At 64.0% G+C, this 21409-nt stretch carries 16 protein-coding genes, 1 tRNA gene and 1 pseudogene; 14 read left to right on the forward strand and 4 right to left on the reverse strand.

Annotation, left to right across the window (positions count from 1 at the left end; translation table 11 throughout):
- Positions 1 to 23 precede the first annotated feature (23 nt).
- Positions 24 to 1553 (forward strand): MFS transporter, encoded by a 1530-nt coding sequence (locus tag ACFWEM_RS30380; protein WP_285183982.1) that lies wholly within the window; start codon positions 24 to 26, stop codon positions 1551 to 1553.
- 67 nt (positions 1554 to 1620) lie between these two features.
- On the opposite strand, the pseudogene ACFWEM_RS30385 reads toward ACFWEM_RS30380, so the two are convergent.
- Both ACFWEM_RS30385 and ACFWEM_RS30390 read right to left on the reverse strand, forming a co-directional pair.
- A pseudogene (locus ACFWEM_RS30385) lies at positions 1621 to 1794 on the reverse strand (LysR family transcriptional regulator); the annotation flags it as partial.
- Positions 1795 to 1916: 122 nt separating this feature from the next.
- Positions 1917 to 1992, reverse strand: a tRNA-Arg gene (locus ACFWEM_RS30390).
- A gap of 243 nt (positions 1993 to 2235) precedes the next feature.
- Here ACFWEM_RS30390 and ACFWEM_RS30395 point away from each other — a divergent pair.
- The gene (locus ACFWEM_RS30395) at positions 2236 to 4605 is read left to right on the forward strand and encodes a phosphoketolase (RefSeq protein ID WP_378539458.1); all 2370 of its coding nucleotides are present in this window, start codon (positions 2236 to 2238) and stop codon (positions 4603 to 4605) included.
- A 52-nt stretch (positions 4606 to 4657) separates the two neighbouring features.
- Here the strand turns inward: ACFWEM_RS30395 and ACFWEM_RS30400 are convergent, their stop codons facing one another.
- Positions 4658 to 5377, reverse strand: coding sequence for a DUF305 domain-containing protein (locus ACFWEM_RS30400; RefSeq protein WP_378539444.1), 720 nt, complete (start codon positions 5375 to 5377; stop codon positions 4658 to 4660).
- Positions 5370 to 6197, reverse strand: a complete 828-nt coding sequence (locus ACFWEM_RS30405; RefSeq protein ID WP_378539445.1) for a DUF3105 domain-containing protein — start codon at positions 6195 to 6197, stop codon at positions 5370 to 5372. Before ACFWEM_RS30405 ends, ACFWEM_RS30400 begins: the two co-directional genes overlap by 8 nt.
- 216 nt (positions 6198 to 6413) lie before the next feature.
- On the opposite strand from ACFWEM_RS30405, the gene argS reads away from it, so the two are divergent.
- From argS to ACFWEM_RS30465, 12 genes are all read left to right on the forward strand, one after another.
- Positions 6414 to 8066 (forward strand): arginine--tRNA ligase, encoded by a 1653-nt coding sequence (argS, locus tag ACFWEM_RS30410; protein ID WP_378539446.1) that lies wholly within the window; start codon positions 6414 to 6416, stop codon positions 8064 to 8066.
- Positions 8063 to 9484 (forward strand): diaminopimelate decarboxylase, encoded by a 1422-nt coding sequence (gene lysA, locus ACFWEM_RS30415; protein WP_378449322.1) that lies wholly within the window; start codon positions 8063 to 8065, stop codon positions 9482 to 9484. The genes argS and lysA overlap by 4 nt, the downstream gene beginning before the upstream one ends.
- Positions 9481 to 10794 (forward strand): homoserine dehydrogenase, encoded by a 1314-nt coding sequence (locus tag ACFWEM_RS30420; RefSeq protein ID WP_007726192.1) that lies wholly within the window; start codon positions 9481 to 9483, stop codon positions 10792 to 10794. Before lysA ends, ACFWEM_RS30420 begins: the two co-directional genes overlap by 4 nt.
- On the forward strand, positions 10791 to 11873 hold the full coding sequence (gene thrC / locus ACFWEM_RS30425) for a threonine synthase (protein ID WP_003941280.1): 1083 nt from the start codon (positions 10791 to 10793) through the stop codon (positions 11871 to 11873). Before ACFWEM_RS30420 ends, thrC begins: the two co-directional genes overlap by 4 nt.
- Before the next feature lie 44 nt (positions 11874 to 11917).
- Positions 11918 to 12862, forward strand: a complete 945-nt coding sequence (thrB, locus tag ACFWEM_RS30430; RefSeq protein ID WP_007726194.1) for a homoserine kinase — start codon at positions 11918 to 11920, stop codon at positions 12860 to 12862.
- Between the two features lie 503 nt (positions 12863 to 13365).
- Entirely contained in the window at positions 13366 to 15522 is a 2157-nt protein-coding gene (rho, locus tag ACFWEM_RS30435; RefSeq protein ID WP_378539447.1) for a transcription termination factor Rho, read from the forward strand.
- Between the two features lie 226 nt (positions 15523 to 15748).
- On the forward strand, positions 15749 to 15985 hold the full coding sequence (rpmE, locus tag ACFWEM_RS30440) for a 50S ribosomal protein L31 (RefSeq protein ID WP_003941310.1): 237 nt from the start codon (positions 15749 to 15751) through the stop codon (positions 15983 to 15985).
- A gap of 146 nt (positions 15986 to 16131) precedes the next feature.
- A complete protein-coding gene (gene prfA / locus ACFWEM_RS30445; RefSeq protein ID WP_003941341.1) occupies positions 16132 to 17211 on the forward strand; it encodes a peptide chain release factor 1 in 1080 nt (359 codons plus the stop codon).
- 77 nt (positions 17212 to 17288) lie between these two features.
- Positions 17289 to 18221, forward strand: coding sequence for a peptide chain release factor N(5)-glutamine methyltransferase (prmC, locus tag ACFWEM_RS30450; RefSeq protein WP_317555854.1), 933 nt, complete (start codon positions 17289 to 17291; stop codon positions 18219 to 18221).
- Positions 18218 to 18880: an L-threonylcarbamoyladenylate synthase gene (locus tag ACFWEM_RS30455; RefSeq protein WP_230817059.1), complete on the forward strand. Its 663-nt coding sequence runs from the start codon at positions 18218 to 18220 to the stop codon at positions 18878 to 18880. Before prmC ends, ACFWEM_RS30455 begins: the two co-directional genes overlap by 4 nt.
- Positions 18881 to 18882: 2 nt before the next feature.
- Entirely contained in the window at positions 18883 to 20208 is a 1326-nt protein-coding gene (gene glyA, locus ACFWEM_RS30460; RefSeq protein ID WP_378539448.1) for a serine hydroxymethyltransferase, read from the forward strand.
- Positions 20205 to 21389, forward strand: coding sequence for a glycosyltransferase family 4 protein (locus tag ACFWEM_RS30465; RefSeq protein WP_378539449.1), 1185 nt, complete (start codon positions 20205 to 20207; stop codon positions 21387 to 21389). The genes glyA and ACFWEM_RS30465 overlap by 4 nt, the downstream gene beginning before the upstream one ends.
- Positions 21390 to 21409 lie beyond the last annotated feature (20 nt).

Here is a 21409-nt window from a genome sequence, read left to right on the forward strand (position 1 = left end):
CATGTGCATCTATTCTCGCTGACGTGACTTGCACAGACTCGACACTCAAACCATTCGATTCGCCGGAAGCCCCGGTTTCTACGGAATCCTCGGATCCGGCCACAGGGGAGGGCTGGTCCCTCAAGCTGTGGGGCATCCTCGCGGTGCTCTGCCTCGTGTTGTTCCTCGACGGTCTCGATGTGTCGATGGTGGGCGTCGCTCTTCCGTCCATCGGCAATGAACTGGGCCTGTCCACTACCTCGCTGCAGTGGATCATCAACGGATACGTCCTCGGGTTCGGCGGTTTGCTGCTGCTCGGTGGACGTACTGCCGACCTCCTCGGACGTAGGAAGGTCTTCCTGATCGCGCTCACCGTGTTCGCGATCGCCTCGCTGGTCGGTGGACTGGTCGACAACGGAACACTGCTGATCGCATCACGATTCGTCAAGGGACTCGCTGCGGCCTTCACCGCTCCGACCGCAATGTCCATTCTCACCACGACGTTCAAGGAAGGTCCGGCCCGTAACCGTGCGCTGTCGGTGTTCTCCGTGTTCGGCGCCAGTGGTTACTCGTCCGGTCTGATCCTGGGTGGGCTGCTGACCAGTGCCGGTTGGCGATTCACGTTCCTGATGCCGGTTCCGTTTGCCGTCATCGCACTGATCGGTGGGTACTTCCTCATTCCGCGGGACCGTCCCGCAGATACCGGGGGACACGACCTCGTCGGGGCCGTCACCCTGGTGACGGGAATGCTTCTCACGGTGTACACGATGGTCTCCGCTCCGACCCGCGGGTGGGCTCACCCGATGACGTTGGGATCGTTCGCAGTGGCCGCCGTGCTGCTCGCGACGTTCTTCTTCGTGGAGAAGAAGGTGGCGCATCCGCTGGTGCGCCTCGGACTTCTGCGCGTCGGCACCATCGTCCGTGCGAATCTGGCCATCATCGCGCTCTTCGGTTCCTACCTGAGCTTCCAGTTCATGATGACGATCTTCCTTCAGTCCGCTCTCGGCTGGTCGCCGTTGAAGATGGCGATGGCACTGCTTCCTGCGGGCATCATCGTCGCCTTCGGATCGCCGTTCGTCGGGCGGCTGGTCGACCTGTACGGCAGTGCCAAGCTCATCATCGCGGCACTGACGTCGCTGAGCGTCGGGTACCTCTGGTTCCTCTTCGCCGGCAGCGATTCACCGTCGTACGTCGTGGCGATTCTGCCGAGCGTCATCCTGCTCGGACTCGGATTCGCGTTGGGGTACACCTCGATCATGGCTCAGGCCACCTCGGGCGTCGACGACTCCGAGCAGGGCTTGGCGTCGGGTCTGGTGAACACGTCAGCTCAGGTCGGTGCGGCGCTCGTGCTCGCTCTGACTACTGCCCTCGTGACCGCCGGATCGCACACCGCGTCCGGCGCCGGTACCGCCGGGTTCGAGCAGTTCCATCCCGGACTGATCCTGGTCACCGGTGTCGCGCTGGTGGGCTTGGCGATCACCGTCTCGCCGCTGGTACGTGGAAGGTCGCTGCGGGGAAGATCCGTGCGTGAAAGGCGCGCTGAGGAAGAAAAGGAGTTGGCCGAGGTCAACTGAATACTTGCTTCATCCGCGAATGCGCTCGGCCGCGTAGGAGAGACTCCTGCGCGGCCGAGCTGCCTTCGGCTTGCTGAAGTAGTGCCCGCTCACGCACCAGGACGGATCCACCGGTGCGGGTCAGTTGAATGCCGAATGAGCGACGGCGAACGCACAGTTGAACTTTGAGCGCGCGTTCGAGCCGCGGCTACCGCGTCGTCCCGGTCTCGGCTACTGCGACAAACGCGGCCAGCTGACGCATCGTGTACGTGGGAGCAGGATCGATGCGAGGTGTGAGATCGACAGCAGTCGGGCAGATGACCCTGAAACTTTTGACGTGGCACCGTGAAGAGGCGAAAGATGCATCGCTGACCTGCGTCTTCGTGGTGCCCCCGGCAGGATTCGAACCTGCGACCTTTCGCTCCGGAGGCGAACGCTCTATCCCCTGAGCTACGGGGGCGCACCGAACTTTCGGTGTGCCGATTGGGCTGCGTTAGCGTAGCGCATCACGGGGGGACAAGACCAAACCGGCACCCGTCTCGGCATGGCGTCCTCGCGGGAGGCAGTCGAGGATGCATCCGGGGACCATGGTCGTCGAATCATCTGTACCGACTGACTCGGATGCTTTTTACGCCTAGGCTCGCCTGTGAGCACAGGCTCGGGCGGACTGCTCGGGCACCCTCGTGAGGTACGGGAGTCGTTGATGACCGATCACCACTATTCCGAAGACCAGCTCGCGCTCGACCTGAAGTGGTGGGCAGCAGCCAACTACCTGACCGTTGCGCAGATCTATCTGAAAGACAACACGCTTCTGCGGGAACCGTTACGCGCCGAGCACATCAAGCCTCGTCTGCTCGGGCACTGGGGGACCAGTCCCGGTTTGTCGATGATCTACACGCTCCTCAATCGGCACATCGTCGCCACCGATGCGGACTGGCTTTACGTGACCGGTCCCGGGCACGGCGGTCCGGCCCTGGTCGCGTCGACGTATCTCGAGGGAACGTACTCGGAGATCTATCCGGATGTGTCGGCCGACGCCGAGGGTATCCACCGGATGTGTCGGCGATTCTCCGCTCCCGGCGGGGTGCCCAGCCACGTGAGTGTGCAGACACCCGGAAGCATTCACGAAGGCGGCGAGCTCGGCTACGCCCTTGCCCATGCGGCCGGTGCTGCCTTCGATCATCCGAACCTCGTGGTGGCCTGCGTGATCGGCGACGGCGAAGCGGAGACCGGGCCGTTGTCCGGTTCGTGGAAGCTCCCGGCGTTCCTGAATCCGCGACGCGACGGCGCGGTCCTGCCGATCCTGCACGTGAACGGCGCCAAAATAGCCGGGCCGACGGTGTACGGACGCAGCAGCGACGAAGACATCCAGGCCTATCTCGGTGGACAGGGGTGGGCGCCGATCGTCGTCTCCGGTGACAATCCCGACGTGGTGTTCCCTCAGCTGTATCAAGCGATCTCGCAGGCGCACGAGAAGATCCGCGAGATGCAGGGTGCCGCACGCCGCGGAGAGGAGTCGACGGGTTCGTGGCCGGCAATCGTGTTGCGGACGCCGAAAGGATGGACCGGACCGCACACCGTCGACGGAATTTTGGTCGAGGGCACACATCGTGCGCACCAGGTGCCGTTGTCCGGCGTGCGAACCAATGAGTCGCATCTGCGGCAACTCGAAGAGTGGATGCGGTCGTACCGTCCGGACGAGTTGTTCGACGCCAACGGATCACTGGTCGCGGAACTGGCGGCGCTCTCGCCGGCGGGGGACAAGCGTATGGGGAGCACTCCGTACGCGAACGGTGGACGACTTCGCGTCGATCTCCCGATGCCGCCGCTCGAAAAATATGCGCTACCCATCCAATCCCCGGGTTCGACTTTCCACGAGACGACGAGAGTGCTCGGCGAGCTTCTGCGCGACATCTACGCCGCCACGGAAACCGAAGACGGCGGCGGGATCTTCCGACTCTTCTGCCCGGACGAGACGTCGAGCAATCGCCTCGGCGCCGTGTTCGAGACAACCGATCGCTGCTGGCAGCTGCCGATCACCGACTACGACGACGGACTGTCCGCGGACGGTCGCGTCATGGAGGTCCTCAGCGAGCACCTCTGCGAGGGTTGGCTCGAGGGTTATCTGCTGTCGGGCCGACACGGGATGTTCGCGAGCTACGAAGCGTTTGCGATGGTGAGTGTCTCGATGCTCATCCAACACGCCAAGTGGCTCCAACACGCAGTCGACCTGCCCTGGCGGGCGTCCGTCGCTTCGCTCAACGTGTTGCTGACCAGTACGTGCTGGCGCAACGACCACAATGGATTCTCTCATCAGGGTCCTGGCATGATCGACGCCGTTATTCCCTTGGCTCCCAGCGTGATCCGCGTGTGGCTGCCGCCGGATTCCAACACCTTGCTCTCGATCTCCGATCACTGTCTGCGCAGTACCGACCACGTCAACCTGATCGTCGTGGACAAGCAACCACACCTGCAGTACCTCACGCTCGAGCAAGCGCACGAGCACTGCGCGGCGGGGGCTTCGGTCTGGGAATGGGCCGGAACCGAAGCTCGGGAACAGGAACCGGACGTGGTCCTGGCCGCGGCGGGAGACGTACCGACGCAGGAGATCTTGGCTGCTGCACAGTTGCTGCGCGATCACACGCCGGAACTGATCACCCGAGTCGTCAACGTCGTCGACCTGATGGCGCTGCTGACGCCGACGGAGCATCCCCACGGATTCGGGGAGCGAGTCTTTCTCGATCTGTTCACCGCGCAGACCGACGTCGTTTTCGCGTTTCACGGCTATTCGCGCGCGGTGCACGAACTGATTCACGGGCGTCCGAGCCCCGAGCGTTTCCACGTTCGCGGATTCAGCGAACAGGGAACAACCACAACACCGTTCGACATGGTTGTCCTCAACAAGATGAGCCGCTACCACCTGGTGATCGAGGCGCTACGACGCTCCAAGCGTCGGCCCGCCGGCGCGTCCGAGTTGGCGGAGTTCTGCCGCACCCAGCTCGAGAAGCACTCGCGCTACATCGTCGAGCACCTCGAAGACATGCCGGAGGTAGAAAACTGGACCTGGTCCTGAAATTTCAGGACCAGGCCCAGTTCGGGTCTGAAGTTTCTTAGTTCAGTTCTGCTCAGTTCATGGGCAGCGGCACTGCGCCGCGAGCTGCCAACATGTCGGTCATCAGCTTCGACTCGCTCTGCTGTGTGTTGACCATGGTCTGCGCCAGGCTGCGCACCGGCCCCTCGGTGGCGTCAGCTGCTGCGTACTCCATCATCGGAAGCCCACCTTCGTGGTGACGAAGCATCAACTGCAGGAACAAGGTGTCGAGTTGCAGACCTTCCGCTGCGCGGAGCGCTGCAAGGTCCTCGGGGGACGCCATGCCTGGCATGGTGTCGACCGGGCCCGAATGAGCCATGTCCATCGTGGCCGAAGTTCCGTGCGATCCGTGGCCGGAGCCCGAATCGGACGACATCCATTCCATGTACGGGCCCACCTTGGACAGCGGCTGATCCCACATGGTCAGCCACGCCTGCATCTGACCGAGCTGGTTCTGCTGCGTGGTCAAGATGTCGAACGCGAGCGTGCGCACGTCGTTGTCGGTGGACTTCGTCAGAGCGATCGACGCCATGTCCACGGCCTGGCTGTGATGCACGCTCATGTCCTGCGCGAATCCGACGTCCACCGAATCGGATGCCGGAACGGTCAGGGACGACTTCGCGTCGGGCCCGAGGAGATTGGTGAATGCGCCCAATGCAAAACCGACGGCGATCGCGCCGATCAGACCGATGATCAGCAGCGCGGTGCGCTGACTCGGCTTCGAAGACTGATCGGTGGTCTGTGAACTATCCACCGGCGGGAACCTGCTCGTCGGTGGCCGGGGTAGCGCCCGTGCCGTCCATCTGAATGGCGCCGGGGCCCGGAGGCGTCGGATCGAACGGCGACGTCGACGGAGTGAACAGCGGGTTGGTGCAGCTCGCGCCGACCTCGGGGTAGACGTTCGGGTTCTGGTTCAGCGCAGTGATGAACTGATCGATGCGATCGTCGTCGGCCTTGTCGACCTCGAGGCGATGGCCCCAGGACTGCAGAGAGATGGGGCTGCTCTGGCCGGGATAGGGCGACATCAGCATGTAGGACTTGCCGTTGACGCGTCCGGCAAGGCTGTCGATCTGGTCCTGATCGACGAGATCAGGGTTGTACGTGATCCAGATGGCACCGTGCTCGAGCGAGTGGACGGCGTTCTCGGTGCGGATGGGGTCTGCGTACACGGTTCCGGTGCAGTTCGCCCAGGTGGCGTCGTGCGGGCCACCGAACGGCGGGGTCTGGTCGTACGCGACGCGCTGAGTGGAATCGACGTGCTGGCCCGCCGGGTACTCGATCTTGAGGACACCGTCGATCTTGTCTGACGGATCCTTGTTCTCCGAGCTGTACTTGTACGGCTCGAGGGCCTGCCGCTCCTCGACCTTGGGCCACAGATTGATACCGAGCACGGCGATGAGTGCGAGCACAGCCACACCGGCGCCGATCGACAGCCAGGGGATCTGGCGGGGAGCGGGGACGCCACCCTTGCCCTTCTTGGCCGGCCGACTGCTCTTGTTGGCGGCCTTGATGGCCTTGGCTGATTTGGCCCCGGAGTTCTTGTTGGGACCGCGACTATCGGAACCGCTTGGCATCGATTGGGCTCTTTCGGTGTGTGGGCTTGAGGTGTGGCGCGCCCGCGCATGTAGGTACGCGGTGGTAGCTCGGGCATTACCACTGTACTTTCCGAGTCTGAGGGCAAACTTTGAGAGTGGCGTGCGACACGCCACAGCGGCCTCGACTAGCTTCGCCGAGTGCGAGGCGTGAGGCGAGTCTCCACTTCCGGTGTCCAGGCAATAGGATGAATACCTGTGACTCCAGCTGACCTTGCCGAACTGCTCCGCGGAACCGCAGCGAGCGTCCTTGCCGATCGTGGCCTCGACGTATCCGTGCTGCCCGAAACCCTTACCGTCGAGCGACCACGCAACCCCGAGCACGGCGATTACGCCACCAACATTGCCATGCAGGTAGCCAAGAAGGTCGGCACGAATCCCCGCGAGCTGGCGGGCTGGATCGCCGAAGCCCTCACCGCTGCCGACGGAATCGAATCCGCCGAGATCGCCGGACCCGGCTTCCTCAATATTCGGCTCGACAAGGATGCCCAGGGCGCGATCGTCGTGTCGGTTCTCGAAGCCGGCGCGTCGTACGGTTCGGGCGATTCCCTCGCCGGCAAGAAGATCAACCTCGAATTCGTCTCGGCCAACCCCACCGGTCCCATTCACCTTGGTGGAACCCGTTGGGCCGCAGTCGGAGACGCGCTCGGACGCATTCTGTCCGCGCAGGGCGGGTTGGTCACACGTGAGTACTACTTCAACGACCACGGTGCCCAGATCGACCGCTTCTCGCGTTCGCTGATCGCTGCAGCGAAGGGCGAACCTGCTCCCGAAGACGGTTATGCCGGTGCATACATCGCCGACATCGCCGCCTCGGTGCTGAAGCAGCGCCCCGACGTCATGGAGCTGCCGGCCGACGAGCAGCAGGAAACCTTCCGGGCCATCGGCGTCGAATTGATGTTCACGCACATCAAGCAGACCCTGCACGACTTCGGCGTCGACTTCGACGTGTACTTCCACGAGAACTCGCTCTTCGAATCCGGTGCTGTCGAGAAGGCCGTCGAATCCCTCAAGGGTTCGGGCAACCTCTTCCACGAAGACGGTGCTTGGTGGCTCAAGAGCACCGATTACGGCGACGACAAGGATCGCGTCGTCATCAAGAGCGACGGCAACGCCGCTTACATCGCCGGTGACATCGCCTACTTCCAGAACAAGCGCGCCCGCGGGTTCGACCTTTGCATCTACATGCTCGGTGCCGACCATCACGGATACATCGGCCGTCTTAAGGCTGCCGCCGCCGCTTTCGGTGACGATCCGGACACCGTCGAGGTGCTGATCGGCCAGATGGTCAACCTCGTCAAGGACGGCACCGCCGTCAAGATGAGCAAGCGTGCAGGCACCGTCATCACCCTCGACGACCTGGTCGAGGCAATCGGCGTCGACGCCTCGCGCTACGTCATGATCCGCTCGTCGGTCGACTCCAGCATCGACATCGACCTGGACCTGTGGACCAAGACCAGCAGCGAGAACCCGGTCTACTACGTCCAGTACGCGCACGCCCGCCTTTCCGCGATCGCCCGCAACGCCGCAGACCTCGGACTCTCGGCCGACGCGAGCCACCTCGCCCTGCTCACCGTCGAGCAGGAGGGTGACCTCATCCGCACGATCGGCGAGTACCCGCGCGTCGTGTCGAGCGCAGCGAATTTGCGTGAGCCACACCGTATTGCCCGCTACCTCGAAGAACTCGCGGGTGCGTACCACCGCTTCTACGGCGCGTGCCGCATCCTTCCGCAAGGCGACGAAGACGCCACCGACGTGCATCGCGCGCGTCTGGCTCTTTGCGCCGCCACCCGACAGGTCCTGGCCAACGGCCTCGAACTGCTCGGCGTCACCGCACCGGAGCAAATGTGAACGCGCACCCCGCCGGCCCCAAGCATGCCGAGCAGTTGCAGGCCCCCGGCTTGCCCGACCGTCCAACCAGCCCCGAAGCCTTCGGCGAACTCTCACCGCAGGTGTGGCCGCGCAACGCTTCTCGCGGTGACGACGGCGAAGTAACCCTCGCGGGTGTCAAGGTCAGTGAACTTGCCGAGAAGTACGGCACCCCGCTGTTCGTCATCGACGAGGACGACTTCCGCTCGCGCTGCCGTGACATGGCGCGCGCCTTCGGCCCGGATGCCAAGGTGCACTACGCATCCAAGGCGTTTCTCTGCGGCGAGATCGCACGCTGGGTTGCCGACGAAGGCCTCTCGCTCGACGTCTGCTCCGGCGGTGAACTGGCGATCGCATTGCACGCTGATTTCCCGGCCGAGCGAATTGCCATGCACGGCAACAACAAGTCCGTCGCCGAACTGGCCGCCGGTGTCGCCGCCGGTGTGGGGCATGTGGTGCTCGACTCGGCGATCGAGATCGATCGACTCGATCGTGTCGCCGGAGAGGCCGGTGTGGTTCAGGACGTGTTGATCCGCCTGACCGTCGGCGTCGAAGCGCATACGCACGAATTCATCTCCACCGCACACGAAGACCAGAAGTTCGGTTTCTCGTTGGCCGGGGGAGCGGCAATCGACGCGGTCCGCCGCGTCTTCGCCGCCGAAAACCTGCGACTGGTCGGACTGCACAGCCACATCGGTTCGCAGATCTTCGACGTCGACGGTTTCGAGGTGGCAGCGCACCGCGTGATCGGTTTGCTCCGCGAGGTTGTCACCGAGTTCGGCGTCGAGAAGACCAAGCAGATTTCGATCATCGACCTCGGCGGCGGCATGGGGATCTCGTACATCCCGTCCGACGACCCGCCGCCCGTCGACGAACTGGCAGCAAAGCTCGGTCACATCGTGCGCAACGAGTCCGCACTGGCCGGGCTGCCGGAGCCGACGCTTGCCGTCGAACCCGGCCGCGCCATCGCCGGACCGGGCACGGTGACGCTCTACGAGGTCGGCACCATCAAGGACGTCACGGTGGGTAGCTCGCTGACACGCCGCTACATCAGCGTCGACGGCGGGATGAGCGACAACATCCGCACGTCCCTCTACGGTGCGGAGTACGAAGCCAAGTTGGTTTCGCGAACTTCCGAGGCTGATCCCGTCGTTGCACGTATCGTCGGTAAGCACTGCGAGTCCGGTGACGTGGTCATTCGGGACACCTGGATGCCCGAGGACGTCGGGCCCGGTGATTTACTAGCGGTAGCAGCGACCGGTGCATACTGCTATTCGATGTCGAGCAGGTACAACCTGCTCACCCGCCCAGCCGTGGTGGCGGTGCGTGACGGAGTCTCACGCGTGATTCTGCGGAGGGAAACAGTGGAAGATCTGCTCAGCTTGGAGGTATCGCAGTGACGAGCGAATCGGCGCATCGCGCTATCGGTGTGGCCGTTCTCGGCCTCGGCAACGTCGGGAGCGAGGTCGTCCGGATCATTCGTGAGCAGGCCGAGGAACTCGAAGCCCGCGTCGGCGCCCCGTTGGAACTGCGGGGAGTTGCCGTTCGTCGTATCGGCTCGGACCGCGGAATCCCCGAGGAACTGCAGACGACGGACGCCGAGTCCCTCGTCGGTCGCGACGACGTCGACATCGTCGTCGAGGTGATCGGCGGAATCGAGCTCCCTCGCAAGCTGATTCTCTCCTCGCTCAATTCCGGTAAGTCGGTCGTCACCGCCAACAAGGCGCTGCTCGCGGACCACACCGGTGAATTGGCGGAGGCTGCAGAGGCCAACTCGGTCGACCTGTACTTCGAGGCCGCTGTTGCCGGCGCGATCCCCGTGATCCGCCCGCTCACGCAGTCCTTGGCCGGAGACCGTGTCAACAAGGTCGCCGGAATCGTGAACGGCACCACCAACTTCATCCTTTCGGCGATGGACGAGACCGGCGCCGACTACGAGGAGACACTGGCCGAAGCCGGACGCCTCGGATACGCGGAAGCCGATCCGACTGCGGACGTCGAAGGCTACGACGCCGCTGCGAAGGCAGCGATCCTCGCGTCGATCGCGTTCCACACCCGCGTCACTGCCGCGGACGTGTACCGCGAAGGAATCTCCACGATCACCTCTGCCGACCTGGCGTCGGCGAAGGCACTCGACTGCACGATCAAGTTGCTCTCGATCTGCGAGCGCATCGTCACGCCCAAGGGCAAGGAGCGGATTTCCGCTCGCGTGTACCCGGCGCTGGTTCCGCTCAGCCACCCGCTCGCTTCGGTCAACGGCGCGTTCAACGCCGTTGTCGTGGAAGCGGAGAACGCCGGCCGACTCATGTTCTACGGCCAGGGCGCAGGCGGCGCCCCCACCGCTTCCGCGGTGATGGGTGACCTGGTGATGGCGGCGCGTAACAAGGTTCACGGCGGCCGCGGCCCCCGTGAGTCCAAGTACGCCAAGCTCAAGGTCGCCCCGATGGGCGACATCCTCACGCGCTACTACGTGAACATGGAGGTCGCGGACAAGGAAGGCGTGCTGTCCGCAGTCGCCGCCGAGTTCGCCAAGCATGGCGTGAGCATCTCCGTCGTCCGCCAGGAGGGCGCCGGCGCCGGCGCGCGTCTGGTGGTCGTCACTCATGTAGCAACCGACGCGGCTCTGTCCGAGACCGTGGCGGCCCTCAACGAACTCGAATTCGTCACCGCTGTGACCAGCGTGCTGCGACTGGAAGGCACTGAACAATGACCGGCATCGTCAACCCCGTCCACAAGGCATGGCCGGGTCTCATCGAGGCATACCGGGACCGTCTCGCGATCGGTGACAACTGGAAGACCGTCACCCTGCGCGAAGGCGGCACCCCGCTCCTGCCGGCCGGCCACCTCTCCGAGATCACCGGTTGCGACGTCTACCTCAAGGTCGAGGGTCTCAACCCCACCGGTTCCTTCAAGGACCGTGGCATGACTATGGCCGTCACCGACGCCTTGGCCCGTGGCCAGCGCGCAGTTCTGTGTGCGTCCACCGGCAACACCTCCGCCTCGGCCGCTGCGTATGCAGCCAAGGCCGGCATGACCTGCGCCGTGCTCATCCCGCAGGGCAAGATCGCCATGGGCAAGCTTGCGCAGGCAGTCATGCACGGCGCCAAGATCATTCAGGTCCAGGGCAACTTCGACGACTGCCTCGAGTTGGCACGCAAGACCACGGCGGAATTCCCCACCATCGGTCTGGTCAACTCGGTCAACCCGGTGCGCATCGAAGGTCAGAAGACCGCGGCATTCGAGATCATGGACGTGCTCGGCAAGGCTCCCGACGTGCACGCCCTCCCGGTCGGAAACGCCGGAAACATCACCGCGTACTGGCGCGGTTACTCGGAGTACTACGCCGACGGTCTGACCACGGTCAAGCCCCGCATGCTCGGCGTTCAGGCTGCCGGTGCGGCTCCGCTGGTCAACGGCGCACCCGTCAAGGATCCCGAAACCATCGCTACCGCAATCCGAATCGGTTCCCCCGCTTCCTGGAACGGCGCTGTCGCCGCGAAGGAAGAGTCGAACGGTGCATTCCGTGCCGCCACCGACGAGAAGATCCTCGAGGCTTACCGTTTGATCGCCGCCACCGAGGGCGTCTTCGTCGAACCGGCGTCGGCAGCCAGCGTCGCCGGCCTGCTCGCCGCACGTGCAGAGGGCTGGCTCGAGCCGGGCCTGACCGTCGTGTGCACGGTGACCGGTAACGGTCTCAAGGATCCTGACACGGCTTTGAAGGGTATGCCGAACGTCGAGCCGATCGGTGTCGATCCCGTTGCCGTTGCGGCTGCCCTCGAGCTTGCATAGTGTCCGTGGATTCATCGACCACTCCGCGGAATCCGGTGTCTGACATGACTATAACCCTGCCTATCGGCCTTTCGGTGACTGCTCGCGTCCCGGCCTCGAGTGCAAACTTGGGGCCGGGGTTCGACACCCTCGGTCTGGCGTTGGGGTTGTACGACGAAATCGTGGTCACCACAACGGATTCAGGTCTCCAGATTCGCGTCGAAGGTGAAGGCGCCGCCGACGTCCCTTGGGGTCCTTCGCATCTCGTAGTTCGCGCAATCGAGCGTGGTCTCGAAGCGGCTGGAGTGTGGGCCAGTGGCCTGGACGTGTTGTGCCGCAACGCGATCCCGCATTCACGCGGGCTGGGGTCCTCGGCTTCCGCGGCCGTCGGTGGACTCGCTGCAGCCAACGGTCTGGCACGCGCACTCGATGCCGAGATCGGTTTGACGGAAGAGCAGTTGGTTCAGCTCTCTTCCGAGTTCGAAGGTCACCCGGACAATGCGTCTGCCAGTGTTCTCGGCGGCGCAGTCGTCTCGTGGAGTTGCCCGCCGGCCGTCGAAGGCGACGAGCCGATCTACTCGGCGGCGAAACTCGACGTACATCCCGATATCCGTGCCGTTGCACTGGTTCCCGAGGAACGGTCGTCCACCGCACACACCCGTGGGCTCCTGCCCGAATTGGTTCCGCACCAGGATGCGTCGTTCAACGCGAGCCGCAGTGCACTGGCCGTCGTCGCGCTCACGGCTCGTCCCGATCTGTTGATGGCAGCCACCGAGGATCGCCTGCATCAGGCACAGCGCGCGCCCGCTCTACCGCTCACGACTCGGTGGATCGGCATCCTGCGTGAGGCTGGCATCGCTGCGACCGTTTCCGGAGCAGGTCCCACTGTGTTGGCGCTCAGCACAGAACCTTTCCCCGTCGAACTCGCCGAAGCGGCGCGGGCAGACGGACTCCGTGTGCTCGAATTGGACATCGCCGACGGCGTCGAAGTATCCACGACCACGGTCTGATCCCCGCCTTGGTCCTGGTGATCGCGCACTACCGATCGGTAGTGAACTGACACACCCACTCGTCCAAATTCTTGCCGGACTCAGGTTTGGGCGCTATCCTGGGCTATGTCCGTACATCGTGCGCGTCAGTCGCCGGTGCATCACCAGGGGGCAAAACTCCTTCCCAATCGGGGTCCACAGTCCTTGGCATGATTCTCGCAGGCATGATCCTCGCGCTTGTACCTTCTCCGAAGGTTTGGATCCTCCGCGGATCGAACACTCAGAGGTTCCACAACTCTGGGGTTCACCACACGGGGGAGTGAATCGACGACGAAGGCGCGTTGGGCAGGTTTGCGAGCGCATGAAAAGTTTGAGGCGAGAGTTTCCGACAATCATGTGACGGCGGACAAGCCGGCAGTTCTGGACAGCAACCACGTACGGCACCACCGAGTTCGGTATTCAATCGAACTGCGGGACGAACCCTCGACTTTGCGCAGTGCGAGTGAGGGAAGGAAAGGACCTCCGTGACCGATACGGACCTCATCGCCACTTCTGCACCCGCCGGGTCGGAATCAGGCGACAATTCTCAGGCGTCATCTTCAGCATCGAACGGTGCGGTGGCGACCTCCACGAAGCGTGCCGAAACGCGCCGTGGTGCCGGACTCTCCGGCATGGTGCTCACCGAACTCCGCACTCTTGCGGGTGAACTGGGCATCAAAGGCACTTCCGGCATGCGCAAGGGCGACCTGATCGCAGCCATCAAGGAGCGCCAGGGCGGCAGCGCAAAGGCTGCACCCGCACAGAGCGAACTCACGCTCGACGACGCACCCGTAGCGCGCACCCGTGCCAAGAGCACTCGCGCAGCACGTACCGAAACCCCCGCAGCCGAAACGGCTCCCGCGGCAGAATCCGCTCCTGCCGAGGCAGCGCCTGCGCGTACCGAATCCGCCGAGGATTCCGATCAGAGCGCACCCCGTCGCGGACGTCAGCGTCGCGGCGCCGCTCGTCGTGCAGGTTCGCCCGACCAGGGTGAACTGAGCATCGAGCAGGAATCTCCTTCGGCCAAGTCCGACTCGGACACCTCGAAGGCCGCGGACACCGCGAAGGCCGCCGACGCCGCGAAGGTCAACGAGACCGCCAAGGCTGAGGCTCCGGCCGAGCGTCCGGCGCGCACCGAGGGCAAGTCCGACGCTGATCAGGCTCCCGCCGAGCAGGGCAACGAGCGTCCCCGCCGCGAGCGCAACCGCGACAACCAGGGCCAGCGCGACAACCAGGGCCAGCGGGACAACCAGGGCCAGCGCGACAACCAGGGCAACCGGGGCAACCAGGACCGTCAGGACCGCGGTAACCAGAACAACGCAGGCCAGAACAACGCCGGTCCGCGTTCGGACAACCGCAACAACGGCCCGGACGACGACGAAGAGGGTGGACGCGGACGCCGCGGACGCCGCTTCCGTGAGCGTCGTGGCCGTGGTCGCGACCGCGGAGAGGGTGGCGCACCCAACGATTCGCGCGAGACCGAGATCCGTGAGGACGACGTCCTGCAGCCGGTCGCCGGCATCCTCGACGTCCTCGACAACTACGCCTTCGTGCGTACGTCCGGGTACCTCGCCGGTCCCAACGACGTCTACGTCTCCATGAACCTGATCCGCAAGAACGGCCTTCGCCGTGGCGACGCCATCACCGGTGCCGTCCGGGTCTCGCGTGACGGTGAGCAGGGCAGCCAGCGTCAGAAGTTCAACCCGCTGGTCCGTATCGACACGGTCAACGGCGGCGACGTCGAGGCCGCGAAGAAGCGCCCCGAGTTCAACAAGCTCACGCCGCTGTACCCGAACCAGCGTCTGCGCCTCGAGACTGAGCAGCACATTCTCACCACGCGTGTCATCGACCTGGTGATGCCCATCGGTAAGGGCCAGCGTGCCCTCATCGTGAGCCCGCCCAAGGCCGGTAAGACCAGCGTGTTGCAGGCGATCGCGAATGCCGTCGCCACCAACAATCCTGAGTGCTACTTGATGGTCATCCTCGTGGACGAGCGTCCCGAGGAAGTGACCGACATGCAGCGCAGCGTGAAGGGTGAGGTCATTTCCTCCACCTTCGACCGCCCGCCGGGAGATCACACCGCAGTTGCCGAACTGGCAATCGAGCGTGCGAAGCGCCTGGTCGAGATGGGTAAGGACGTCGTCGTACTGCTCGACTCCATCACGCGTCTGGGTCGTGCGTACAACAACTCCTCGCCGGCATCGGGACGCATCCTCTCCGGTGGTGTCGACTCGACCGCCCTGTACCCGCCGAAGCGTTTCCTCGGTGCTGCCCGCAACATCGAGAACGGTGGATCGCTCACCATCATCGCTACCGCAATGGTCGAGACCGGATCCACCGGCGACACCGTGATCTTCGAAGAGTTCAAGGGCACCGGCAACGCCGAGCTCAAGCTCGATCGCAAGATCGCCGAACGCCGCGTCTTCCCGGCCGTGGACGTCAACCCGTCCAGCACGCGTAAGGACGAGCTGCTTCTGAGCCCGGACGAAGCTGCGGTGCTGCACAAGCTCCGCCGCGTCCTGTCCGGTCTGGACTCGCATCAGGCGATCGATCTGCTGATCGATCGACTGAAGAAGAGCAAGAACAACCTCGAGTTCCTGATGCAGGTCTCCAAGACCGCACCGGGTGCGATCGACGACTGATCGACTCGACGTCAAAAGGCCCACAACCAGCTGGTTGTGGGCCTTTTGCGTGGACGGAACAAAACCGAGGTGCAGTGCGTTGACAACTTCGTACAGCCACCCCGAGGCGTGTGAGACGCGGAATTTCTGGTGAAGTACCGCATCTGGCATACTGAACGGCCGAGTCCGGTTCCGGTTCACGATGTCGATTGGCGACGTCGACCCGGCGACCATTGAAAGGGACACCATGAAGGCAGGAATCCACCCAACCTACGTAGCGACCACCGTCGTCTGCGGTTGCGGTAACACGTTCGAGACCCACAGCACCAAGGAGTCCGGACGCATCAACGTCGAGGTTTGCTCGCAGTGCCACCCGTTCTACACCGGCAAGCAGAAGATTCTCGACACCGGTGGACGCGTCGCTCGCTTCGAGGCTCGCTACGGCAAGCGTGCAGACAGCAAGGTCCCGGCCACCGAGTCCTAGCTGTTCCGCCGACGCCCGATTTGCCATGTGCAGATCGGGCGTCGGCTTTTTTGTGCCTGCACTCGGTTTGCGCGTTTCCCGGGTGCCGGCGTCGCACTATCTTCAAGCGCGCACCGTAGGAATCGAAACTCAGAGCGGAGCGAACCATGGCAGGCGCAACCCAGCCCTCGGCCATCGACGACATCTTGGCGGAGCACGCCGGTCTCGAAGCACAGATGTCCGATCCGGCGCTGCACAACGACCCTGCTGCTGCCAGGCGCGTCGGTAAGCGGTTCTCCGAGCTCTCGCCGATCATGTCGACGTACAACAAGCTCACGGCCGCGCAGGACGATCTGGAAGCCGCGCGCGAACTCGCTGCCGACGATTCCAGCTTCGCCGCCGAGATCCCCGATCTCGAAGCCGAGGTCGCGCAACTCGAGCAGACGCTGACCGATCAGTTGGCACCCCGAGATCCGCATGACGGCGACGACATCGTCCTCGAAGTGAAGTCCGGTGAGGGTGGCGAAGAATCCGCACTCTTTGCCTCGGACCTGGCCCGCATGTACGTCCGCTACGCGGAACGGCACGGCTGGCGCGTCGAGATTCTCGACGCGACGGTCTCCGATCTCGGCGGATACAAGGAAGCCACACTGTCGATCAAGAGCAAGTCCGATACCCCGGACGGAGTGTGGGCGCGGCTCAAGTTCGAGGGCGGCGTTCACCGCGTGCAGCGAGTGCCCGTCACCGAATCCCAGGGACGCGTTCACACTTCGGCTGCGGGCGTTCTGGTGTACCCGGAACCCGAAGAGGTCGAGCAGGTCCAGATCGACGAAAGTGACCTGCGTATCGACGTCTACCGTTCGTCCGGCAAGGGCGGTCAGGGCGTCAACACCACGGACTCCGCTGTTCGAATCACGCACCTTCCGACCGGCATCGTCGTCACCTGTCAGAACGAGCGCTCGCAGCTTCAGAACAAGGCTCGCGCCATGCAGGTGCTGGCAGCCCGTTTGCAGGTAGTCGCCGAGGAGGCCGCGGACGCGGAAGCGTCGGCAGGCCGCCAGAGCCAGGTACGGACGGTGGACCGTTCGGAGCGCATCCGCACCTACAACTTCCCTGAGAACCGCATCACCGATCACCGCATCGGATTCAAGTCGCACAACCTCGACGCGGTGCTCGACGGTGAGCTCGACGCACTTCTCGACGCATTGGGCAAGGCGGACCGAGAGGCGCGTCTCGCGGCCGAGTAGATGCAGACCATGACGGACCTCGATCCCGCCGGGAACTCGGTGAACCGCGTGTCGGTCGAGCGTGGCAGGCTGTACCCGTGAGTCGACTTCCACTTCGTTTGGCGCTGATCGAAGCTGCAAAACAGCTCGACGCCGCAGGTGTGCCCAGCCCACGCACCGACGCCGAGTTGTTGGCATCCCACCTGCTCGGTGTCGAACGCACGCGCCTCGGATTGATTCCGTTGGTCGATCCCGAGGTCATCGCGGCGTTCGACGAGTTGGTTGCGCAACGCGTGAAGCGGATTCCGTTGCAGCACATCATCGGAGTCGCGTCGATGGGCAACATCGACGTCGCTGTCGGTCCGGGCGTCTTCATTCCGCGGCCCGAAACCGAACTGCTCATGGGTTGGGCGCTCTCGTTCCTCGAAGGTTGCGGAAGCAAGCCGCCGGTAGTGCTGGACCTGTGCACGGGATCGGGTGTCCTCGCGCTGTCCATCGCCGAGGCTCGCCCCGACGCGGTTGTTCACGCCGTGGAGAAGGAGCCCGCCGCGCTGGCGTGGGCGCGTCGTAATGCCGCCGACCGAGAGGCCGCCGGTGATACACCGATCCACCTGCATCAGGGCGATGTCACCGATCGGAACCTGTTGCCAGGGCTCGAGGGTGGCGTCGATCTGGTCGTGTCCAATCCGCCGTATATCCCCGAAGGCGCGCAATTGCAGCCTGAGGTCATGGATTACGACCCACACACCGCGCTGTTCGGCGGTGCAGACGGCCTGTCCGTCATCAAACCCATGATCAGCAACATCGCGCGGTGGCTTCGCATCGGTGGTGCGGCAGGCATCGAGCACGACGACACCAACGGTGACGGCGTCGCTGCGCTGTTCTCGGCGCGTCGGGTGTTCGGCGAGGTCGCGCAGCATCCCGATCTTGCCGGTCGTCCGCGATTCGTCGTCGCCAGACGCGTCGCCACCGACGTCGAAGCCCAGCGGAATCGAACGCCCGAAGCGCAGAGTGAAAGGATGGCTGAGTGAGCACCGTGTACGACTGCAGTCAGACAGATTCCCGAACCGCAGGCTTGGCCGCCGCGAAGAACGCGCTCAAGGCCGGCCGACTCGTAGTTCTCCCTACCGACACCCTCTACGGACTCGCCGCCGACGCGTTCGACAGCGAAGCTGTCACGAGTCTGTTGCGCGCCAAGGGCCGCGGACGAGACATGCCCGTCCCGGTTCTGGTCGGATCGTGGAACACCATCGACGGACTCGTCTACAGCGTGCGCCCGCAGGCGCGGGATCTGATCCGCGCGTTCTGGCCCGGTGGACTGAGCTTGGTCGTCGAGCAGGCACCTTCACTCGCTTGGGACCTGGGCGATACCCGCGGAACCGTCATGCTTCGCATGCCCTTGCACCCGGTTGCCCTCGAATTGTTGCGCGATGTCGGGCCGCTTGCCGTCTCGAGCGCCAACATTTCGGGGCGTCCGCCGGCCACCACCGCCGAGGAAGCCCGCGATCAGCTAGGCGGCTCTGCCAGCGTGTACCTCGACGGAGGCAAGGCCGAACACGCCGTTGCTTCCACGATCGTCGACCTGACCGGCAATTCACCGCGTATCTTGCGAGTGGGTGCCGTCTCGGCAGAATCCATCGCCGAGGTATTGGGCACCAGTCCGGAAAGCCTCGTAGAGGGAGTTTCGTAACGATGGTCGGCGCCGGCGGCGAGCGCGCGGGGGAATCCACGTACTGGGGACCGGATTTCGGTGAGCTTGCCACGGCAGATCCCGAGATCGCGGCTATTGCGCTGGCCGAACTCGAGCGTCAGCGCGGCGGGCTTCAACTCATCGCGAGCGAGAACTTCACCAGCCCCGCGGTACTGGCCGCCTTGGGTTCGACCCTGAGCAACAAGTACGCCGAGGGCTATCCGGGTCGGCGTTACTACGGCGGGTGCGAGTACGTCGACACAGCCGAGAATCTGGCGATCGACCGGGCAAAGGCACTGTTCGGCGCTGAGCACGTCAACGTCCAACCGCATTCGGGGGCCACTGCGAACCTCGCGGTGTACGCCGCATTCGCCAAGCCCGGCGACACCGTACTGGCGATGAGTCTGCCGCACGGTGGGCATCTGACTCACGGATCTCGGGTCAGCTTTTCGGGGCAGTGGTTCACCACCGTTCCCTATCACGTCGATTCGGCCACCGAATTGATCGACTACGACGAGGTTCGCGCCCTGGCTCTGGCGCACAAGCCGAAGATCATCGTCGCCGGCGCGACCGCATACTCCCGCACCATCGACTTCGCAGCCTTCCGCTCGATCGCAGACGAGGTCGGTGCGATCCTGTGGGTCGACGCCGCCCACTTCATCGGACTGGTGGCGGGCCAGGCGATACCGTCGTGCGTTCCCTATGCCGACGTAGTGTCCGCGACGACGCACAAGGTGCTCAGGGGCCCGCGCGGTGGAATGATCCTGTGCCGCAGCCGGCATGCCTCGGCTGTCGATCGCGCGGTCTTCCCCTTCATCCAGGGTGGGCCGATGATGCACGCGATCGCCGCAAAGGCAGTGGCATTCAAAGAAGCGTCGACACCGGAATATCGTTGGTATGCACAGGAAGTGGTTGCCAACGCGTCGGCGCTCGCACAGTCGTTGGAAGCTCGCGGTCTGCGCACCGTGTCCGGTGGAACCGACACCCATCTGGCGCTTCTCGATCTGCGCGCAAGCGGGGTCACCGGAGTCGACGCCGAGCGTAGGTGCGGCCTGGCATCGATCACACTCAACAAGAACGCAATTCCGTTCGATCCGCAATCGCCGGCCGTCACGTCCGGCATCCGCGTCGGGTCCGCAGCCGTGACGACACAGGGTTTCAACCGTTCCGACATGAGCCTCGTGGGGGAGTTGATCGCGCGCGCAGTTGTCGCGGACCCCGCCACTACGTCCGGGGAGGCCGAGTTGGCATCAGTTGCCGACGGCGTTCGCGAACTGGTTCGGGCAAAGCCTGCGTATCCCCGCCAGACGGGTGATCTCGCGCAGTGAGCACTACTTACGAAGCGACCTCATATCTTGCACAGGGGGGCGGGGGAGCGGGTGTCCCCATCCGTGAACTGCTGCTCGTGCTGTGTACAGCGGCAGTGGTGACCTACCTGGCGACTGGCGCAGTCCGTTTGTTGGCGCTGCGGTTCGGCGCCGTCGCCATACCGCGTGATCGGGACGTGCACGTCGAGCCGATTCCGCGTCTCGGTGGCGTCGGAATGTACATCGGCATGGCTGTCGGCCTGTTGTTTGCGCAGCAATTACCTGCGCTCACAAGGGGTTTCGGCTTCGGTAGTCCCGACGTTCATGCCGCACTCGTTGCGGGAGCCGTCATCGTCCTCGTGGGCGTGATCGACGACAGGTGGGGTCTCGACGCTCTCACCAAGTTCGTGGGTCAGGTCACTGCGGCCGGCGTTCTCGTGGTGATGGGTGTCAGCTGGTTCATCATCTACAACCCGTTCGGTGACGGTGGATCCACCATCATCCTCGATCAGATTCAATCGGGACTGTTCACCGTTGCTGTTGCCGTGGCGACCATCAACGCGATGAATTTCGTCGACGGTCTCGACGGTCTTGCTGCCGGGCTGGGACTGATCGCAGCACTGGCCATCCTCATCTTCTCGATCGGTCTACTCCACGATCAGGGCGGCGACGCGAGTGTCTACCCGCCGGCAATGATTGCCGCGGCGCTGGCCGGGGCTTGTCTCGGTTTTCTTCCGCACAACTTCAACCCGGCACGCATTTTCATGGGCGATTCCGGGTCGATGTTGATCGGTCTGATGCTGGCTGCGATCTCGACCAGCGCGTCCGGACGGATTCCGCTCACTGCTTACGGAACCCGGGACCTGGTCGCGCTTCTTGCGCCGTTGTTGCTGGTCGGGGCTGTGATGTTCATCCCGATGCTGGATATGCTGCTGGCCGTGATCCGCCGGACGAAAGCGGGCGTCAGTCCGTTCAGCCCGGACAAGATGCACCTGCATCATCGCCTCTTGCAGATCGGACACACCCACCGACGAGTCGTGCTGGTCATCTACCTGTGGGTCAGTGTGCTGGCCTTCGGTGCCGTCGGATCGTCGCTGCTCAATCGGCAACTAGTGGTCATACTCGTTGCGGCCGGGTTGGTCCTTGCTCTGTTCTTCACCGCGGTGCCATCTTTGATCGATCGCAAGCAGCAGCGGCGCTAGCCACTTTTTCCGATCCATTA

The sequence above is a fragment of the Rhodococcus sp. NPDC060176 genome, from assembly GCF_042728675.1.
Taxonomy (GTDB): domain Bacteria; phylum Actinomycetota; class Actinomycetes; order Mycobacteriales; family Mycobacteriaceae; genus Rhodococcus_F.